Genomic DNA, 13936 nt, shown 5'->3' on the forward strand with positions numbered 1-13936 from the left:
ACACGTCGGACAGCACGTTGGGCAGCACGTTGGACAGCACATCGGACGGCACGCTGGGCAGCAACGTGGAGGCCCTGCCTCCCGAGGCCTCCGGCGCCGAGGTCTGGTCGGCCCTCGGCGCCGCAGGGCACCTGACCGCCTGCTACCGGGACGGCGACCCCCGCCGAGGGCTGCGACCCGCCGCCCTCGCCCGGCTGCTGGCCGCCACCGACGCCCGCTTCGGCATCCCCGCCACCCTCTCGGTGAGCGTCCCGCTCGCCACCACCCTGCCGGTCCTGGCCACCGGCACCACCACCACGGCCCGCCAGGCGCTGAAGGACGCCCTCGCCGGACGGGTCACCACCGCCCTCGCCGCCACCGACGTCACCGCGGGCACCGACCTCACGGGCCTGCGCACGGCCGTCCACCTCGACGGGGACACCGTCGAGGTCACCGGCGAGAAGCAGTGGATCGCCAACGCCACCACCGCCGCCTGGTTCCTGGTATTGGCCCGGCTGCGGCCCGGCCGCCACTTCACCTCCTTCACCTGGGTGCTCGTCCCGTCCGATGCCCCCGGCGTCCACGTTCGCCCCGCCGAATCCGCCCTCTACGCGGCCTCCGGCACCGGACACGTCCGCTTCGACGGCGTACGCCTGACCGCCGGTCACCTCGTGGACAGGGTGGGCATGGGCCTGCCCTCCTTCGCCCGGCACATCGCCACCGAGCGGCTGGCCGGCGCCCTGTGGGGCGTCGCCCTGTGCCGGCGCGTCCTGGCCGACACCCGCCGCCACCTGGCCGGGCGCGCCCACGGCGAGGCCACCCTGTGGGACAACGAGGCGATCCGGCAGCGCTTCGCCGCGTGCCTGGTCCGCACCCAGGAACTGCACGCCCTGTGCGAGCAGCTCGCGGAACCCGTGGCCCGCCGCCACGACACGACCGCGGCCGCCACCCTCAAGGCCGCGGCCGGAGCCACCGTCGGCCAGGTCCTCACCGACTGCGCGCAGTGGTGGGGAGCCGCCGGATTCGCCGACGGATCCCTCCAGCAGACCCGGGCGCAGGCGGCGCTGTTCGGTATCGGCGGCGGCGCCACCGAGGTCGTCCTCGGGACGCTCGCCGACTCCGCCGATCACATCCTCGCCCGCCTCGCACCCGGAGGAGAGACACCATGAGTGACACCATGACCACACCCGCCGGACACCGGACCCTGCACGACTGGTTCGCCGCCTCGGCGGCGGCCCACGGCCCGCTGCCCGCCCTCGAGGCCGCCGGACGCGTCGTCAGCTACGCCGAACTCGACGCCCTCGCCGGCCGGATCGCCGCCGCCCTCCTCGAGCACCTCGGCGGCCGCGCCCCCCGCCGGGTGGGCCTGCTCGCCGGGCGCACGCTCGTCGCGTACGCCGGGTACCTCGCCGTCCAGCGTCTGGGCGCCGCCGTGGTGCCGCTCGGCCCGGCCTTCCCGCACGCCCGGCACGTCACCGTGGCCCGCGCCGCCGCCCTGGACGCCGTACTCGCCGACGAACACGCCGCGCCCGGCCTCACCCTGCCCGCTCCCGTGCTGCGGCTGACCGACACCGCCCTCGACGCCCTCGACGCGGGCTCCGCACCGCCGCCGGTCCCGGGGGGACCCGGCGACCTCGCCTACATCCTGTTCACCTCGGGCTCCACCGGCGTGCCCAAGGGCGTCCCCGTCCTCCAGCGCAACGCCGACGCTTTCCTGCGACAGGTCGTCCCCGCGCACGACGCGGGCCCCGGCGCGCGGCTCTCCCAGACCTTCGACCTCACCTTCGACCCCTCCGTCTTCGACATGTTCTGTGCCTGGGGCTCCGGCGCCACCCTCGTCGTCCCCGACCGCGCCGAACTGATGACGCCGGTCCGGTTCGCCGCCCGGCGCGAGCTCACCCACTGGAACTCGGTACCCTCGCTCGTCTCGCTCGCCCGCCGGCTGCGCCAGCTGCGGCCGGACAGCCTCCCGGCCCTGCGCCGCAGCGTGTTCTGCGGCGAGCCGCTGACCCTGCAACAGGCGGAGGCCTGGCGGCTGGCCGCCCCGCACAGCACCGTGGAGAACGCGTACGGCCCGACCGAACTGACCGTCACCTGCACCTCCCACCACCTGCCCCGGGAGTCCGGCGACTGGCCGCGCACCTCCAACGGCACCGTCCCGATCGGCCGCCCCTACCCCGGCCTGGAGGCGCTCGTACGGGACGGCGAACTGTGCCTGCGCGGCCCCCAGCGCTTCCCCGGGTACCTGGACCCCGCCGACAACGCCGGCCGTTTCCTCGCTCCCGACGGCGCCCCCTGGGACCCGGCGACCGAGCTCGGCGACGACCACTGGTACCGCACCGGAGACCGGGTCACCGCCCTGCCCGACGGCGGCTACCTGCACCAGGGCCGGCTCGACCAGCAGGTCCAGGTCAACGGCTACCGCGTGGAACTCGGCGAGGTCGAGGCCGCCCTGCGCGAACAGGCCGGCGTCACCGAGGCGGCCGTCATCGCCGTGGCGAACGCCGGCGGCGGCACCGAACTCGCCGCCGCCTGCTCCGGCCCCGGGCCCGCCCACGCCGCCGCCCTCACCGAAGCCCTGCGCGCCCGCCTGCCCGGCTACATGGTCCCCGCCACCCTCACCGTGCTCGACGCCCTCCCGCTCAACGCCAACGGCAAGACCGACCGCACCACCCTGCGCACCCTCCTGACGGCCGCCTGAGGGAACCGAGTAGGGAGGAAAGGACGTTGGACGGGGGTGGTGTGACGTACGGTTCACAACAGGTGGCACATGCACGCATGACGCAGAGGTGCGGGGGGCGGCGCGGTCATGTTCGGTTGGGCACTGCTCAAACTCTGGGGCTCGCTGAGGGCCGACACGTTCACGTGGCCGGAGCCGAGGGATCCGGTGGCGGCGGGGGAGCGCATCCGCAGGCTGGGCGCGCTGCCTGCCGAAGAACTCCTGCGCACCATCGACGGGGAGGGCGGGCCGCGGCATGAGCCGCTCTCCGCGGACCTGGTCGCGCTGGCGGCCGGTGCGGGCGTCGGCTGGCACGACGCCGAGACGGCCGAGGCGATGGCGGAGGTCCTGGCGGCCATCGGGATGGGCCTCGCGGCGTCGGGCGAAGGCCGCGACGCCCTCGATACGGGCGACCGCATACAGATCGAAGCCCATGTCCTGCGGGGGATCGCCGCCGACCGGGCCCAGGACGGCGAGGAGGCGCACCGGCAGTTCGCCCGGGCCGACCACCGGGGCAGCGCCGCGGGGTACCCGATCGCGGTGGCTCTGGGGCGCATCGGGATGCTCGCCACCGCGGAGAGCGCCCCGGCGGCCGATGACCTCCAAGGCGCCGTGGACCGGGCGCTGGAACCGCTGGAGGGCCTGGCACCGGGCCCTGCCCTCGAGGAGGTGCGCCGGGCGACGCGGGCCAGGGTCTCGGCGCGGGACGCCGCAAGCCGTTGGTGGGCGAGCGCGGGGCGGGCCTCGGCGCGGCGCCGCCTGGAGCGCTGGCTGTACCAGCACCGCGACGGCGGCCCGGAGGAACTGGTCCGGGCCCTGCTCCCCGGACTGGCGCGGTCCGTGGCCGAAGAGGACGGCCGGGTCGCGGACCGGGCGCGCGTGCTGGACGAGGCGTTCGCGGCCCACCCCCGGTTCGCCCTGTTCCGGGGGGCGCTGGGACGGCTCTACTACGACGTGGGCAGACCGGCGCTCGCGGTCGAGGTCCTGGAGCCCCTGCACGCGGCGCGGCCCGGGGACAGGTCCACGGCGGTCCGGCTCGCGCTGGCCTACGACAGCGCGGGCAGGGGAGAGCAGGCCGTCCCCGTGTTGCGCGCCCACCTGTCCGACCCGCCCGTTCCGGAGGACGAGGCGGTGCTGACGGTGCTCGTGGGCATCCTGCGCGACCTCGGTTCTCCCGAATACGCGGTGTGGGACGCCCATCTGGCCCGGATCCGCGGGGACGCCGGAATGATCGAGATGCTGCCGACGGCCGTGCGCAGCCGGCTCGCCCCGCCGTCGGCCCCGGCCCGGCTGCTGGCCCGGTTCGAGGACGGCACGCTCACCATCGATCCCGGTGCCGCCTCGCTGTCGCGTTCCCAGATGCAGGCGCACTTCCTCGCGGCGCTCTACGGGGGCAGCCCGAACGGCGGTGAGATGCTGGCCGGCCTCGCCGAGCGGGACCCCGCGATGGCCGCCGAGGTCGCCGGTCTGCTCGGAGTGGCGCCGGACGCGCCGGACGCGCCGGACGCGCCGGACGCGCCGGACGCGCCGGACGCGCCGGACGCGCCGGCGGCGGCAGCGGACCGTGCCGACGTGGACGAGATCCTGAGGCGAGGGGACGAGCACTTCCAGCGCCGCGAGCTGACGCAGGCGGAGGCCTGCTACCGGCAGGCACGTGAGCTCGATCCGGACAGCGCCATGGCCCTGCTGTGGCTGGGAGACGTGCACTACGCGCGGCAGGAGAAGTCCGTCGCCCGCGTCTACTTCGAGGAGTCCCTGGCGACCGAGGAGACGCCGATGGCCTGGCGGTTCCTGGGCGATACGCTCGCCGCGGAGCCGACGACGGTGGAACGCGCCCGCGCCTGCTATCAGCGGGCCCTGGCCATGGATCCCGGCTACGGCGGCGCCCGGCAGGGCCTGGCGCGGCTCCCGCCCGCACCGGAACCCGCGTCCGCGCCCGCGTCCGCGGCCTTGGCCGTACCGTTACCCGAGCCCGCACCGGTCTTTGAGCCCGCACCGCCGCCCGGGCCGGCACCGGCACCCGGGCCCGCGCAGGCACCCGTAGCCGCCGAACCGATCCCCGGACCCGCCCGGGCACCCGAACCCGTACCGGAATCCGTGGCCCGGCCGGCACGACCGCGGAGGAACGCGGCCCCGCCCCCGGAGGAGCCCCAACGCGACCCGGCGTTTGAGCGGTTGTCGGCTTCGGGGGTCCTGGCGCACGTGCCCGAGAAGCTCGAAGCGGTCATGAGGGAGAAGGACCCGTCCATCCCGGAGCTGCTGGACAGTCTCGAAGACGACGAGGCCTTCGCACGCTGGCAGGACAGGTGGCTCCCGGAGCACTTCGGTTACGTCTACACGGGGCTGTGGTCACTGGCCTGGCAGTGGAGCGCGAAGGCCGGGAACACCCGCCGGGCACTGCTGATGGCCCAACGCCAGGCGCAGATCGCGGAGTCCTTGGAGAGCCAATGGGGCGGGAACACGGCGGAAGGGGCGGGCAAGGCCCTGCTCGTCACGACCGCCCTGGAGCACGTGGCGTCCATCCTGGGAGACCTCGGGCGGTACGACGAGGCCTACGCGGTCCTGCGCCCGGCCGAGACCTGGCTGGAGACCGACCGTGTCGAACGGGAGCGCGTCGGGCGGCCGCTCGAGGGCATGCTCGGCGGGTACATGGAGGAAGGGAACCCCAGAGTCGAGCTGTACCAGCGGCTGGCCGGGGCGGCCGAGCGCTGCGGCGCGCAGGAGGCTGCGGCAGGCCATCGCAGGCAGGCGGACGAATGGCGCGAGGAGGGCCCGCGCTCCGACCAGGAGCGGATCCTGCGGATGATCTACGAATCGGTGGTCAGCCTGCGGGAGGGTGACGCCGACCGGGCCTTCCGCTTCCTGGACCTGGCGGGCCCGCTCGCCCAGCGTGAAGCGGCGTGGTCAACGGTCAAGCAGATCCTCGCGTTCGTCCACCACTCCCGCGCGAAGGCCCTCTCCGAGCTGGGCCTCGAGCGCACCGCGCTCCAGCACATCGCCGAGGCCCGGGCGTGCAACGCGGGCAACGCCGACCGGCTGTCGGCCGACTGGAGGGTCACCGCCGGGATCCTGGGCAAGCGCCCCGCCCTGGGTGATCCCCTCGAGGCGTACGAGCACGTCCTGCACCTGTCCGGCGTGCCCGGCCGGGACGGTGACCCGCTGCTGTGGCGGCCGCGCCGGGTGCCCGGCGAGCCGGTGCGCATCGAGCACCCCGAACGGGCCTGGGCGGTCATCGGCCCGATGGCTCGCGCCGCCTGGGACACCGGGGAGCCCGAGACCGCCGCGGCCGTTCTCGAACTCGGCGTCGACCTGGCCGACCTGGTGCGGGCCCAGCAGACCGACCCGGCGCTGCGGCGCCGGATCCAGGACGAGCGCGCCGACGTGTACGAACTGCTCACCCGCTACCGGGTCGACGGCTACGGCAGCACGGAGGCCGCGTTCACGGTCTCCGAGCGGCTGCGGGCACGGTCCCTGCTCGATGCCATGAGCACGGCGGAACTCCGCGCGCCCACCGGAGTGCCGGGTGAACTGCTGGCCAGGGAAGCCGCCTTGCTGCGCGAGCGGACCGCCGTGGAACAGGCCCTGCACACCGACTGGGCCCTGCACCACGACATCGGGCGGAAGCTGGCAGCCGTGTGGACCGCCATCGCCGAGCGCTGCCCGGCGGCCGAGGAGTACGTCGCCATCCGCCGCGCGACGGTGACAGCACCGGGCGCCGTCCTCGAGGAACTCGCGGGTGAGCGGGTCGTGGTGGCCTCGTACGCGCAGCTCGGCGACGGCCGCACCGTGCTGTTCACGCTCGACCCCCGCCACGGGCTCGCCGTCACCGGGATCGACGCGGACGGCGAGCGGATGCTCCGCTTCATCGCGGACAACCTCGGCAGCGCGGGCCGGGTCCGCGAGATGGCCATCGACATGCCGGGGCTCTTCCAGCAGGTGCTGGGCCCTCTCGTGGCCCCGCTGAAGGGGCTGACCGCCCCAGGGGACACCGTGCTGATCTGCCCGACGGGCGCCCTGCACAACGTACCGTTCCACGCCCTGTCACCAGACGGCGGCGCCACGCTCCTGGACCGCAACCCCGTCGGCTACCTGCCCAGCGTGTCCCTGCTCCGTACGCTCGGCCACCGCACGGCGGGCAACGGCAGGGGAGCCGTCGTGCTGGGAGACCCCGGCGGGGACCTGCCCCACGCCCGCTCCGAGGCGCGGCTGCTCGGTGCGCGCCTGGGGACCGATCCCCTGATCGGCGAGGCGGCCACCAGGGAGCGGGTCCTGCGTGACATGGCCGGCGCGGAGATCCTGCACGCCGCCTGCCACGCCTCGTTCCAGGACGACGATCCGCTCGCCTCCGGCCTGCTCCTCGCCGACGGCGTGCTCACCGGCCACGACATACTCCGGCAGAACTGGCACGGGGTCCGGCTGGCGGTGCTCTCCGCCTGCGAGACGGGGCTGGGACGCACCGGCCGCACCGACGAGACGCTGGGCCTGAGCCGGGCCCTCCTGTTCGCCGGAGTACGGTCACTGATCATGAGCCTGTGGCGGGTCCCCGATGCGGCGACCGCCTCGATCATGGGCGACTTCCACGACCTCACCCTGTCCGGCGAACGGCCGGACCAGGCCCTGCGCACCGCGATGCTGGCGGCGCGCGACCGTCCCGGCGGAGACCGGCTGGACCGATGGGCCGCCTTCTGCCTCCTCGGCGAATGGCGTGCCCCCCACCCCACAGGAAAGGGAGCGCCGCATGCCGGACACCGCTGAATCCGCCGAACTGTCGGAACAACTGCCGCCGGGCTTCGACCTGGTCGGCCTGGTGGCCCCGACGGTCGAGGAGGACGAGCCCGACCGGGCCTATCAGCGGGTCGACGAGGCGACCGTCAGCCTGTTGCGGCGCGAGACCCGGATCGGCCTGGCCCGCGGCGAGGTCACGGTCGTCGAGACCGGGGACCCGTCCGTCCAGGGATACGACATCCCGCTGATCTGCGTCGTCCAGACCCACCCCGAATGCACGGTGCGCTGGTCGCGGCTGGTGCTCGACCTCTCGCCCTCGCCGGGCGCCACCATCGCGGACATGTCGCCCACCCTGGTGGAGGGCGAGGAGCCCATCGAGATCGAGACCAGCCTGGGAGCGGGCCTCAGCTTCAGCGCGGCTGGCGCCGCCCTCGGCGCCGACCTCACGCCCCAGCTGATCAGACGGCGCACCGTCTACTGCCCGCGCATCACGTCCTCGGGCATCGGATTCACCACCGCCTACTGGGACTTCCACGCCTCCGACCGGGAATTCCTGCACGTCAACGAGGAGTTGCGGCTGCTGGTGCAGGCTCCCGCCGGAACCGCCGTCGACGCCGTGGTCACCATGCGCGCCCGCGTGCTTCCCCGCGGGCTGGGCCGCGTCGTCCGCCTCTCCGGAAAGCTCGCGGGCTTCGAGGGCCCGTGCAGGCTGACGTAGCCGTGTCCCACGCGGCGGCCGTCACCTGCACAAGGCGGTGTCGACGAGGGCCTGGGCGTTGTCGACGTGCTGTCCCGTGGGCGCTCCGACGGCGGTGACGGCCACCGCGGCGGCGCGGCCGTCATCGGTGACCGCGTTGCGCGTGGAGTAGCCGGGGATGTCACCGCCGTGGCCCCACGCCAGGCCGCCGCAGCTCAGCGGGGTACTGGTCACTCCCAGCCCGAACCGGACACCGGTCCCCAGCCCGGTGTCGTCGGGCACCTCCACGGTGGTGCGCATCTGGGCGAGCTCCGCGGGCCCCAGGAGCCTGCCGCCGACAAGGGCGGCGAAGAAGCGGTTCAAGTCAGCCGGGGTGGAGATCAGTTGCCCGGCGGCCCATCCCCAGGAGGGGTCCAGGCGTGTGATGTCCTCCAGCGGACCTCCGGGCTTCGCCGCGTGGTAGCCCTGGGGGTGGGCTTCCCGGATGCCCTCGTCACCCACGCCGGGGAAGTAGGTGTGGCGCAGTCCGATGCGGTCGATGACGCGGTGGGTGATCTGCTCGGCCAGCGGGCGGCCGGTGACCTTCTCGACGAGCAGACCGGCCAGGACGTAGTTGGTGTTGCTGTACGACCAGCCGGTCCCGGGCGCGAAGAGCGCCTTGTGGGCCAGCGCCACGTCGAGCAGGGCGCGGGGCTGGTAGTAGGTGTGGCGCCTTTCACCGATGTAGTCGGCGACCATGAAGTCGGTGTAGTTGGGCAGTCCGCTGGTGTGCTGGAGCAGCTGGCGCACCGTGATGCGGCGGCCGTCGATGCCCTCGCCCCGGACCAGGTCCGGCAGGTACTCCTCGATCGGGGCATCGAGGGTGATCCTGCCCTCGCCGACCAGCTGCAGTACGACCGTGGCGGTGAAGGCCTTGGTGTTGCTCCCGGCCCGCACCTGCCCGTCGACCGGAACCTTCGCCCCGGTCCGCAAGTCCGCGACACCGGCCGTGTAGTTGCGGGTGCGCCCGTCACGGTCGACGGTGGCCGCCAGGGCGGCGGGGTACCGGTCGTCGCGCACCAGACGCTCCAGTCCCTGCCGCACCAGATCACCCGAGCCGTGGGTCTGCGCCGCGGCCGCGGGGAGCGTGCCGCCCACGGCCAGGGCCGCGGCCATCACCGCCACCATCGCGATTCCCCGCCGTAACCCTGAGGACGAGAGGACGCGAACGGACGGGAGCCGACGTGAACGGTCGGTCATGGGAAACCCTCCTTGTGCACCCTGCCGGGCGCATCGATCATGCGGATGCCCCGAGACTAGGAAGCGGACCCGGTCCGGCACATCGCCCGCGGGTCCGAGGCCCCGGGTCCTGCCCGCACGCCCACGACCAGGACCCACATCCCACCCGGGACTCCTCCTCCGGAGTGAGCCGCCGTCCGACTCCAGCCGGTAGTGAATCGGTATGTGATGCTGGGACAATTACCGTTTGACTGGGGGAGTTTGATGGATCCGGAGATCGCCGCGCTGGCGGCAAGCGCGGGGACGGCTTTGGTCACCGCACTGGCCACGGAGGCCTGGCAGAGCGCGAGTGAGGGACTGGTCGCGTTGTGGCGGCGTGTGCTTCCGGGGCGGGCCGATGCCGTGGAGGCCGAACTCGAAGCGACACGGGGTGATCTCCTCGGCGCGCGCGACGAAGGGGACGAGGAGACCCCGGCCGAGCTGGCCGCGGAATGGCAGGGCCGGCTCCGGCGGCTGCTGAGCGCGCACCCGGAGGCGGCCGACGAGCTGCGCACCCTGCTGGCCCAGGCGCAGCCGCCCGCCGCGCCCGTGATCACCCAGCACGCCACCGCATCGGGGAACAGCCGCGTCTACCAGGCCGGCCGGAACATGAACATCGGTCCGCGGTGAACGGACGCATGGAAAGCCGTGCCAGCGGCCACGGCCGGATCTACCAGGCCTCCGGCGACCAGCACATCGTCGAACACCACCACCACGCCCCCTCGTGGTCCGGCCCGGACACGGTACGCAGCCCCGCACTGGGCCGCACCCCGCTCGTACTCCGCGACCGCGTCGAGCTGATGGACACGCTGCGGGCCTCCGTCGCCCCGGGCGCGGGCGGCCAGGTCCACGTCCTCCACGGACTCGGCGGCTGCGGCAAGACCGCCGTCGCCTGCGCGCTCTTCGAGCACGCGACCGCGGACGGGGGCGGGGGCCGCGTCGGCCTGTGGGTGAACGCCTCAGACACCACCTCGCTGCGCTCCGGCATGCTGGCCGTCGCCGCCGACCGCGGCGCCGCAGAGGGCGAGCTGATGGCCGCACGCAGCGGACTGCGGGCTGCGGCGGACCTGGTCTGGGACCACCTGGACCGGTCCGACCGGCCCTGGCTGCTGGTCATCGACAACGCCGACGATCCCGCCGTACTCCGCGACGGCGGCTGGCTGCGCAGCAGCCCGCGCGGCGCCGTACTGGTCACGAGCCGTCAGGCCTCGAGCCGTTGGTGGCCCGGAGCGGAACTGCTCCAGGTGGGTGTACTGCCGCGTGCGGACGCCGCCCAGGTGCTCCGCGACCTCGCTCCCGGAGCCGGGACGGCCGAGGAGGCGGAGGAGATCGCCGACCGGCTGGGCCGGCTGCCGCTCGCCCTCACCCTCGCCGGCACCTTCCTCGCGCATCAGGTGATCAGCCCCTGGACGCTGACCGAGTACGGACAGCGCCTGGACATCGACCTGATCGACCAGGGAGCCGTGGGAACCGCCGGCGACGCACGCCACCTGGTCAGCAGCACCTGGGAACTCTCCCTCGACGCCGTCGCCGACCAGGGCCTGCCCGAGGCCCAGACCCTGCTCCGCCTGCTGGCCTGCTGGGCGAGCGATCCGCTCCCGCTCTCGGTGCTGGCCGGTCTCGACCTGGGCGCGGACCTCCCGGCCGGGCGCGTCGAGCCGGCGCTGCGGGGCCTGCTGGACCATTCCCTGACCGAGCTCGTGCCGGGCCCTCCGCGCAGCCTGCGGACCCACGGGGTCCTCCTCGACAGCGTGGCCCGCAGTACCCCCGCGGAGCAGCGCGGGAACCTTGCCGCCAAGGCCGCCCAGCTGTTGCTGGCGGTCCTGCCGGAGACACCCGAGCGCGGCATCGAGGCGGCCCCGTTCCGGCCGCTGGCACCCCACGTGCTGGCGCTGCTCCGACGGGTGTCGGAACGACAGGACGTGGACCGGTCGGTCGTGGAATCGGCGGCGGAGTGCGCGTTGCGGCTCGCCGTCAATCTCCACCGGTCGGGCGATTCCGCCTCCGCGCTGGCGGTCGGGGTCCGGGCCGTGGACCTGGCGAAGGCAGGACTGGGCGACGACCACCCGCTGGTCGTGCGGCTCCGGCAGCGCGTGGCGCGGACACTGCGCCGCCTCGGCCGCTTCGCGGAAGCGGAGACCCTCGCGCGGCGGACCCTCGCCGACTGCGAGCGGCTGTTCGGACCGACCGGCCTGGACACGCTCGAGAGCTGTGCGGTCCTGGCGCTCGTCCTGTGGACGGACGGCCGGGAGGCCGAAGGCGCGGCCCTGATGCAACGATCCCTGGAGGGCTGGACCGAGGTCCTGGGACCTCTGCACCCGGTGACACTCAGGGCGCGCTACATCATCCTGGAACTCCTCCGAGGTCCGGACCTGGACCGGGCGATCGAAGGGGCGCCGGCCCTGATCAGGGAGTGCGCCGACACCATGGGGCCGGACCACACGATCACCATGATGGCGCAGCTCAACTACGCGAACGCCCTGTTCTACGCCGGCCGGCCCGCCGCCGCGCTTCCGCCCGCCCGCCAGGCGTTCGCGGCAGCCGAGCGGCGTTACGGGTCCGACTACCAGATCACCCTGGCCTCCCGGTCACTCCTCGCGCTGACCCTCGCGGGCGTCGGCGAATTCCCCGAGGCGATCGAGCTGATGGAGGTGGTCGTGGAGAAGCGGACTCGAATCCTCGGGCCGGATCACGGCTGGACGCGGAACTCCGTGGACAACCTGGCCGACCTCCGGGCCTCCATAGCGCCCACCCGCTGACGATCCCGTCACCGCCCGCCTCGGCCGTCCTTCGGCCGGGGGCGGGCGGCGGCGGCGGTCGCGATGTGCCAGGGGTGTCGTGCGGGGTCAGCGGAACAGCTGGCCGCGCACCGCTCCGTCGGGGAACTCCGTGGTGTGGATGTTGGAGTAGTAGTCGCGGGGGTTCTCCTGGACCCGGCGGACGTCGTCGGCGTTCTGCCCCGCCAGTCGGCCGGATACTGCGAAGATCCCGTCGGGCACGGGCTTGTCGAGCAGGTTGAAGACCACGTCGCCGTTCTTGCCGAACGGCCCGCGGTGAATGTGCCCCAGCGTCGGGCTCTTGATGTTGACCCACGCCAGCGAGTAGTCGAGGTTCGTCCCCGAGGGCTGCAGGAAGGTCACGGCGTAGCCGTCGGGGTCACCGACCTTGGAGGTGTCGGTCTTCGGTACTTCCTGGGCTCCGTTGGACAGCGCGCGGAGCTTGCCGCCCTTGAGGATGGAGAGCGGGTTGACCGGGCGGTTGAGGGGCCCGAGCTGGCCGCGTACCGCTCCGCCCGGGAACTCGGCACTGTGCAGGTTGACGTAGAAGCCGGCCGGGTTGGTCTGCAGGCGCTGCGCGAGCGCCGCGTCGGTGACGGATACCTGGCCGGCGGCGGAGTGGACGGTGGAGGGCATCGCACTGCCGAAGAGGGGTACCTTCACCGCGCCGTTCTGCCCCGCCGCGCCCTCGTGGATGTGGCCGAGGCTGGGCACGAGCCCCTTCCAGTTCAGCGAGAACGTCACACGGTCGCCCTTGACCTGCACCAGCGCGACCGCTTCACCGTCCGGGTCGTCGACGCCCGGCCCACCGGTGACCGGTACCTCCTGGTCGCCGTCGAGCCGCGCGACGAGCGTCACGGCCCGGCCGGACGACGGAGTCGTGAACGCGGCGGCCGACCCGGCGGTGCCCGGCGCGGAGCCGTGTCCGCCGTGCCCGTCGTCGGCGTTCGCGGGGATGACGGTGGTGGCTCCCACCGCGAGCACGCAGGCCGCGGTCGCCAGAAGTCGCGTCTTCATCTTCTTGGTCATGCTCATGTGCGTGATCCCTCCCTGAGATCCCGGCCTTCGGTGGCCGGTCACAGGACATACGGATCTCCCAAGCCCCTTGTTCAATATGGAATTTTCTGATTTCGCTTTGAACCATCTGCCGGGAGCGGGTCGTGTGCCACCCGACCAAGCCCCATCCCGTACTGACGGCAGAAGGAAGATGACGATGCGTCCCCTGAAGACCGGTACCGCCGCCCTCGCACCCGTGCTCGTACTGGCCACGCTGGCCCTGACGGCGTGCGGCGGCGCGGAACCCGCGGCCTCGAAGCCGGCGCCCTCGACGGGCGCCGCCTCCGTCCGCGTCTCCGACTCCCCACTCGGCCCGATCCTGGTCGACGGAGCGGGCCGGACGCTGTACGGCTTCACCAAGGACCAGGCCGGCGCGAGCAACTGCGACGCCGAGTGCGTCGCGGTCTGGCCGGCCCTCACCGCGCCGGAGGTCTCGGCGGGACCGGGCACCGAGGCGAAGCTGCTCGCCAAGACCTCGCTGACCGAGGGCGCCACGCAGGCCAGGTACGGGGACTGGCCGCTCTACTACTACGTGGGGGACGCGGTCGCCGGAGACGTCACCGGTCAGGGCCTGGACGGCGAGTGGTTCGCGATCGGCGCGGACGGCAAACTCGTCAAGCGCACCGTGTGAACCGGTGGCACGGAACCGGAAGACGGCCGGGTCCGCTGCAGAAGGCGATCGCGAAGAACGTCGGCGCTTACGAGAGCGCCAACTGACCTCCGGCG

Annotated in this window: 9 protein-coding genes; 7 read left to right on the forward strand and 2 right to left on the reverse strand. The window is 73.6% G+C overall.

The genetic code is table 11. The features are described from left to right. The first annotated feature begins 29 nt into the window (after positions 1 to 29). The 4 genes from JIW86_RS36000 to JIW86_RS36015 all read left to right on the forward strand — a co-directional run bounded on the left by JIW86_RS36000 (position 30) and on the right by JIW86_RS36015 (position 8141). Positions 30 to 1148, forward strand: coding sequence for an acyl-CoA dehydrogenase family protein (locus tag JIW86_RS36000; RefSeq protein ID WP_257558482.1), 1119 nt, complete (start codon positions 30 to 32; stop codon positions 1146 to 1148). Then, on the forward strand, positions 1145 to 2680 hold the full coding sequence (locus JIW86_RS36005) for an AMP-binding protein (protein ID WP_257558484.1): 1536 nt from the start codon (positions 1145 to 1147) through the stop codon (positions 2678 to 2680). Before JIW86_RS36000 ends, JIW86_RS36005 begins: the two co-directional genes overlap by 4 nt. Positions 2681 to 2788: 108 nt before the next feature. Beyond that, complete coding sequence (locus tag JIW86_RS36010) at positions 2789 to 7453, forward strand: CHAT domain-containing protein (protein ID WP_257558486.1); 4665 nt, start codon at positions 2789 to 2791, stop codon at positions 7451 to 7453. Further along, entirely contained in the window at positions 7437 to 8141 is a 705-nt protein-coding gene (locus tag JIW86_RS36015; protein WP_257558488.1) for a hypothetical protein, read from the forward strand. The genes JIW86_RS36010 and JIW86_RS36015 overlap by 17 nt, the downstream gene beginning before the upstream one ends. Before the next feature lie 21 nt (positions 8142 to 8162). Here the strand turns inward: JIW86_RS36015 and JIW86_RS36020 are convergent, their stop codons facing one another. Continuing rightward, positions 8163 to 9359 (reverse strand): serine hydrolase domain-containing protein, encoded by a 1197-nt coding sequence (locus JIW86_RS36020; RefSeq protein ID WP_257558489.1) that lies wholly within the window; start codon positions 9357 to 9359, stop codon positions 8163 to 8165. 243 nt (positions 9360 to 9602) lie between these two features. Here JIW86_RS36020 and JIW86_RS36025 point away from each other — a divergent pair, with 243 nt between their 5' ends. Both JIW86_RS36025 and JIW86_RS36030 read left to right on the forward strand, forming a co-directional pair. Then, on the forward strand, positions 9603 to 10007 hold the full coding sequence (locus JIW86_RS36025) for a hypothetical protein (RefSeq protein ID WP_215150318.1): 405 nt from the start codon (positions 9603 to 9605) through the stop codon (positions 10005 to 10007). Positions 10008 to 10015: 8 nt separating this feature from the next. After that, positions 10016 to 12136 carry a tetratricopeptide repeat protein gene (locus JIW86_RS36030; RefSeq protein WP_257558492.1) on the forward strand — a complete coding sequence of 707 codons (2121 nt, stop codon included), beginning with the start codon at positions 10016 to 10018 and terminating at the stop codon, positions 12134 to 12136. An 87-nt stretch (positions 12137 to 12223) separates the two neighbouring features. On the opposite strand, the gene JIW86_RS36035 is transcribed toward JIW86_RS36030, so the two are convergent. Then, positions 12224 to 13189: a CHRD domain-containing protein gene (locus JIW86_RS36035; RefSeq protein WP_257558494.1), complete on the reverse strand. Its 966-nt coding sequence runs from the start codon at positions 13187 to 13189 to the stop codon at positions 12224 to 12226. Positions 13190 to 13367: 178 nt separating this feature from the next. On the opposite strand from JIW86_RS36035, the gene JIW86_RS36040 reads away from it, so the two are divergent. Continuing rightward, a complete protein-coding gene (locus JIW86_RS36040; RefSeq protein ID WP_257558496.1) occupies positions 13368 to 13841 on the forward strand; it encodes a hypothetical protein in 474 nt (157 codons plus the stop codon). The last annotated feature ends 95 nt before the right edge of the window (positions 13842 to 13936 follow it).

The sequence above is a fragment of the Streptomyces sp. NBC_00162 genome (genome assembly GCF_024611995.1).
In the GTDB taxonomy this organism is placed as follows: Bacteria; Actinomycetota; Actinomycetes; order Streptomycetales; family Streptomycetaceae; genus Streptomyces.

Excerpts from the sequence above, each read along its gene's own strand:
- JIW86_RS36040 (WP_257558496.1), top strand. The coding sequence starts at position 13,368 with ATGCGTCCCCTGAAGACCGGTACCGCCGCCCTCGCACCCGTGCTCGTA.
- JIW86_RS36020 (WP_257558489.1), bottom strand. The coding sequence starts at position 9,359 with ATGACCGACCGTTCACGTCGGCTCCCGTCCGTTCGCGTCCTCTCGTCC.
- JIW86_RS36035 (WP_257558494.1), bottom strand. The coding sequence starts at position 13,189 with ATGAGCATGACCAAGAAGATGAAGACGCGACTTCTGGCGACCGCGGCC.
- JIW86_RS36015 (WP_257558488.1), top strand. The coding sequence starts at position 7,437 with ATGCCGGACACCGCTGAATCCGCCGAACTGTCGGAACAACTGCCGCCG.
- JIW86_RS36005 (WP_257558484.1), top strand. The coding sequence starts at position 1,145 with ATGAGTGACACCATGACCACACCCGCCGGACACCGGACCCTGCACGAC.
- JIW86_RS36025 (WP_215150318.1), top strand. The coding sequence starts at position 9,603 with ATGGATCCGGAGATCGCCGCGCTGGCGGCAAGCGCGGGGACGGCTTTG.
- JIW86_RS36010 (WP_257558486.1), top strand. The coding sequence starts at position 2,789 with ATGTTCGGTTGGGCACTGCTCAAACTCTGGGGCTCGCTGAGGGCCGAC.
- JIW86_RS36030 (WP_257558492.1), top strand. The coding sequence starts at position 10,016 with ATGGAAAGCCGTGCCAGCGGCCACGGCCGGATCTACCAGGCCTCCGGC.